This window comes from Azonexus caeni (assembly GCF_048146105.1).
In the GTDB taxonomy this organism is placed as follows: Bacteria; Pseudomonadota; Gammaproteobacteria; order Burkholderiales; family Rhodocyclaceae; genus Azonexus; species Azonexus aromaticus_B.
The window spans coordinates 1-4,498 of the sequence record NZ_JBKJAD010000047.1 but is presented as its reverse complement, the minus strand read 5'-3'; the positions used below and the strand labels follow the sequence as shown (position 1 = coordinate 4,498).

At 50.0% G+C, this 4,498-nt stretch carries 5 protein-coding genes and 1 pseudogene; 1 reads left to right on the top strand and 5 read right to left on the bottom strand.

Annotation, left to right across the window (positions count from 1 at the left end; translation table 11 throughout):
* Nucleotides 1-425: 425 nt before the first annotated feature.
* The gene (locus ACLIIZ_RS20975) at nt 426-1,103 is read right to left on the bottom strand and encodes a hypothetical protein (RefSeq protein WP_416695625.1); all 678 of its coding nucleotides are present in this window, start codon (nt 1,101-1,103) and stop codon (nt 426-428) included.
* Nucleotides 1,048-1,197, bottom strand: a pseudogene (locus ACLIIZ_RS20970) (T6SS effector amidase Tae4 family protein); the annotation flags it as partial. The pseudogene ACLIIZ_RS20970 and the gene ACLIIZ_RS20975, both read right to left, overlap by 56 nt.
* A gap of 143 nt (nt 1,198-1,340) precedes the next feature.
* Between ACLIIZ_RS20970 and ACLIIZ_RS20965 the strand changes: the two are divergent.
* A protein-coding gene (locus tag ACLIIZ_RS20965) for an IS5 family transposase (RefSeq protein ID WP_416695623.1) occupies nt 1,341-2,101 on the top strand; the annotation gives its coding sequence in 2 pieces (ribosomal slippage) (nt 1,341-1,668 and nt 1,668-2,101; 762 coding nt in all).
* Between the two features lie 26 nt (nt 2,102-2,127).
* On the opposite strand, the gene ACLIIZ_RS20960 is transcribed toward ACLIIZ_RS20965, so the two are convergent.
* The 3 genes from ACLIIZ_RS20960 to ACLIIZ_RS20950 all read right to left on the bottom strand — a co-directional run.
* Nucleotides 2,128-2,868 carry a hypothetical protein gene (locus ACLIIZ_RS20960; RefSeq protein WP_416695621.1) on the bottom strand — a complete coding sequence of 247 codons (741 nt, stop codon included), beginning with the start codon at nt 2,866-2,868 and terminating at the stop codon, nt 2,128-2,130.
* A gap of 6 nt (nt 2,869-2,874) precedes the next feature.
* Nucleotides 2,875-4,002, bottom strand: a complete 1,128-nt coding sequence (locus tag ACLIIZ_RS20955; protein ID WP_416695619.1) for a hypothetical protein — start codon at nt 4,000-4,002, stop codon at nt 2,875-2,877.
* Nucleotides 3,999-4,498: DUF2345 domain-containing protein (locus ACLIIZ_RS20950; RefSeq protein ID WP_416695617.1), on the bottom strand; the 500-nt coding region annotated here is incomplete at its 5' end. The genes ACLIIZ_RS20955 and ACLIIZ_RS20950, both read right to left, overlap by 4 nt.

Here is a 4,498-nt window from a genome sequence, read left to right as displayed (position 1 = left end):
GTTTTTGCCGCATTGAGATTGAAAAAACCGACGCAACCTCAGCAACTTTCTCTCTTGTAGTACACGTTTTTGAACTGCGGTTCATATGAAACAACAACTTACGCGTTTAACTGTCGAACTCGGGCGGCTTCCATGTCTGTGCGCAGGTACTTGCCAATGAAGAAGACGACAACCCAGACCGATAGCACGGACGCACAAAGAACCCCAGCCACCAGCCGGGTCCTCAGGGAGTGCCAGGAAAACTTGAGCATCGGGGGCCATTTCGCGGAATGTCTTTGCTGCCATGTTACACCGGCCTTCCTGCGACCGCGCGCCGGGTGGCGGCCGGAAAGGTTGGGTTGACAGGGCAGATGGCGGGGGGGCTAGCGCGTCCAATGCAGTTGGCGCGGATGAGTCAGTCGGCCCCGGAAGAAGAGGGGGGGCGGTTACGGATTGGTGGACGGGTCCAGCCCGTAAATTGTTGGACCTTTCACCTCAACGAAAGCTCGCGGGCAGCGCGTGTTCGAGTAATCATCGATGATTTCCGACAACACGATATGGGGTTCGATTCTTCCGTTCTTTCCAGCTTTCCATTTTATGGTGATGCCCCGGCTCAATTGGGAGCATTCGGATCGAATTGTTGGGTAGTACTTGAGGTTCCCTGCAATCAGGAAGGAAATGTCGTCAGGTCCGCTGCTGTTTTTTTGAAATCCAACCACGGGGCGAAACGCAAAAGCAGCACCTTCCGTCTGGATGTCGCAGGGTAAAGGCATTTCCAGATTTACTTCAGGGAGTCCGCCGATGGTCATGTGGCATTGCCCGGTTTTTTCCCGAATTACTACGCGTGCTAATTTCGGATATTTTTCTTTCGTTAAAGGGATGTCTTGGGCTAGTTCGAATCGGTGTGTGTTTTCCGGAATAACTATTCCAGAATGAAGCGGTCCAGAAACGGCCGGGCTGGATATGAATATGATGCCGGCAACAATAAGGGTTTCTCTGGGCGCTAGTTTATTTCCCAGAACCATATGTCTTTTGCCTTTTGGAATTCGGTTTCCGGTCCAAGGAAATCTATGGCTTTTTTCCGGGCATGGTTTCTCCGTTCCATAGATCGATGTGATCTCCATTTAGTTCGTTACTCGCCTCTCTTGTCCAGTAATCTCGGAATAAAATAACTCCCTTACGGCCTTTTGCCTTTTCAAATGCTTCTCCTTTTTTGTATGTCTCAGGGTTTCCTAATACTTTTGCTAACCACTTGGCAAGCTCCTCCGCAGCGAGGGCGCCACGGACTTTTTTGTCTAGATGGCTAGGGGCTGTTCACATTTGCGGAATTGTGTTTACATCCTGTCTTTTGGATACAAGACATGGATCGCCGAATGCTCACCGATGACCAGTGGTCACGCATAGCGGATTTTCTGCCTGGGAAGGCCACAGACAGAGGACGCACGGCAGCGGATAACCGTTTGTTCGTGGAGTCGGTACTCTACATCGCTCGAACAGGCTGCCCTTGGCGGGACATGCCAAAGGAGTTTGGCAACTGGCACTCGGCCTATGTTCGATTCGCCGGCTGGGAGACCAAGGGCATTTGGGATCAAATAGCTGCTGCGCTTCAAAGAGATGCCGATCTTGAAGAGTTGTTTATCGATGCGACGATTGTTCGTGCCCATCAGCACGCGGCCGGGGCGCGAAAAAAAACGGTGCGCATCAGGACCAAGCCATTGGGCGAAGCCGCGGCGGGCTGACGACCAAGATTCACGCTTGCGTGGATGCACTGGGTAATCCGATCCGTCTGATCCTGACCGCAGGACAAGTGGCTGATATCACGCAAGGCGCGGCATTAATTGAGCGGATCAACGCCGGTGCGGTGATAGCGGACAAGGGCTACGATAGCGACGCCTTGGTTCAGATCATTGAAGAAACAGGCGCCCAAGCCATCATTCCGCCACGGAGCAACCGCAAAACGCCTCGCACCGTCGATTGGCATCGCTATAAAGCACGAAATCTGGTTGAGCGTTTTTTCTGCCGCCTCAAGCAATTCCGCCGACCGGCAACTCGCTATGAAAAACTGGCTACGCGCTTCAACGCATTCTTGCAACTTGCCTGCGCTTACATCTGGCTAATGTGAACACCCCCTAAACACCTAGGAAAATCTCAGGCTCGGCCCAGCCAGACCCATTGAACCTCTTGTCCCCTAGACTTAGGCATGGTTTCGCCCTCGAACATCAGGTGGTCCTCACCAAGATCATCAACTCGCCCCCAGCGCCCGCGTTTGGTGCAGGTATCACCAGTGGTCAGCGTAGTAGGTGCTTCATCCGCGCTGATTGATGGCAAGGTGGATATGTTTGAATGCGTTCGCGGTACCTGCGCTGCGCGTCGTTTGAGTTCATCAACAGCTTCTGATACACCCACAAAAAAATCCCAGCTACCGAGTGTCCGGTCAGCGAACGCGGTAGTGTCACTTTGGAAGAGTTGTCGAAAAAGCTCTCCGTCATATTCGAAATGGGATATTTTCTGACCGTTTAGGATAAGATCAAAGGCAAGAAATCTTTGAGGTGTGGCTCCAGTGGTATTGATGGCAGGCAATATGGTGGCACTGATATCCCCGTATGCGGAGGTATTGCCGTCTGGATCGCGATGAAATAGACGGAAAACATGATCTGCGCTATCTCTGAAGCAAAAATCACCGGCTTCAGACCAGTAGGCACAGAAGCGTACCGTATCCCTTTGGAAGTAGGTGCCTTTGACGCTCATTGAGTCGCGTAGATACAACGGAACTTCCCCATCAGGGGGCCATTGTTCTTCTGGAATCGCATGCCAGCGGTTATCGGTTTCGCTAAGTGCGATGAGATCGTCACACGTGTGATGTCTGGCGAGAATGACGAATTTTTCCATGGTTACTTAACCTTTTTTGTTTACGATGGTGTTGATTTGGTTCAGTAGTCGTTCTGCATTCAGTCTGTTGCCAGACTTCTTGGCGGAATTGTATTCCATGATTTTTTCCCAAGGAAAATCATCCCCTCCTGTGCGTTGTGAAGATTCGATAATTTCTTCATCTGTTTTTGGACCGTTGCCAATTTTTATTCGTTCGCCATTATTTCCTATGCGGTAGCCTCGGCGCATGTCCTCGTAGGTTGGCCCTAGCGGGTCGCCATAGATTCTATTATTTCGTGCGTAAATGATTTTCGCCAAGTCAGGGTCTGTTGCATCCTTAAATTCCTTACCAATCGCGCGACGCTCATTTTGTGCGAATCTGGCGATTTCTTCGCTTGATTTACCCTGTGCACGCATTTTTGATATCTGCTCACCGACTCGTCGTCTCACGGCAACCTCATAGTCGATTCGCATCAGCGGCTTTGCAGAATGCGCTAGGGTATTAGTAGTGTCTGTCGTACCATTTATTTTTGCGGGTTTTGCTCGATCCAGAAGCTTGTCAAGCTCCTGTTTGAGAAATCGCATGGTATCAGGAATACGTTGTTCCCCAAGTATCTCTAGCTTTTTTATCTGCTCTTCAACTAACTGGAGCCTACGAATCTTGTCCCCGATGATCCGTGTCGCTAGCCAGTTATGTTTTAGGTCAGAAATGGCGAATCGGAGCGTTGTTGTAATTTTTTTAAAATTTTTAACTGAGTCTTTTGCATATTGGTCTATCGGAAGTGATTTTAACCATTTTACCGGATCTCCTTTACCAGCACCTCTGACCAATGCGAGGATCATGTCAAGAGCTTCGTCGGCATGTTGCAGACCGTCACGGATAGCTCGGACAAGTATCTTGAAGATACCTTTGAGCAAGCTGCCTAGTACCGGAATCAGGCCAATCATCGTGATGCAGAGTGCAATCCAATTCCATGTGTCCTTTGAGTCTTTTGACAACATGTATAGATTCGCGATGACATCTCGCACATCAGCTATTTGATCAATGATTGGAATTGCCGTGATGATGCTTGAGACGATGGTCTGCGACATCGAGGGTTCTTCGTTGAAATCACCTAAAAGGACGCCCCAAAACCACTCAAGAGAATCGTTCACTGCAGAACCTCGCGTTTGTACAATGCGAACAGGGCTGCTTCCTGTTCTTCTGTCAGCTTTTTGTTATAAGCGGGGTTGATAAAAGGTTTAATTGGATTGTCCTGTTTCCAACCGCGAACATCTTCGCCAATTTCTATTTTTACGGTTCCGGGTGGTATGCCGTCTATGCGCGCAAAGCCATTTTTATCCAGTTTTGCTGTCCGAAATGTTCCATCGTCGAAAAACACTTTTACATCGGCGCCTTGCACGGCATTGCCATCGAAGTATTGGCGCTTGATTTCTATCCAGTGGGGTTGTTCCTGAATAGTACCAATCGGAAGGCTTTCAATTAATGCGCTTTCACTCCCCGGCCCGACAAACGCATTACTGCTCCCCTTCACCGAGAACGTCCCCGGGCAAGCGAAGGTGATGTTCGATCCTTCGAGGGTGACCGAGGATTGCCCGCCGACCAAGCGGATTTGCTTGTTGGCAAGGATGTGGATTTCGTCGTTGGAGC

Excerpts from the sequence above, each read along its gene's own strand:
- ACLIIZ_RS20975 (WP_416695625.1), bottom strand. The coding sequence starts at position 1,103 with ATGGAGATCACATCGATCTATGGAACGGAGAAACCATGCCCGGAAAAA.
- ACLIIZ_RS20960 (WP_416695621.1), bottom strand. The coding sequence starts at position 2,868 with ATGGAAAAATTCGTCATTCTCGCCAGACATCACACGTGTGACGATCTC.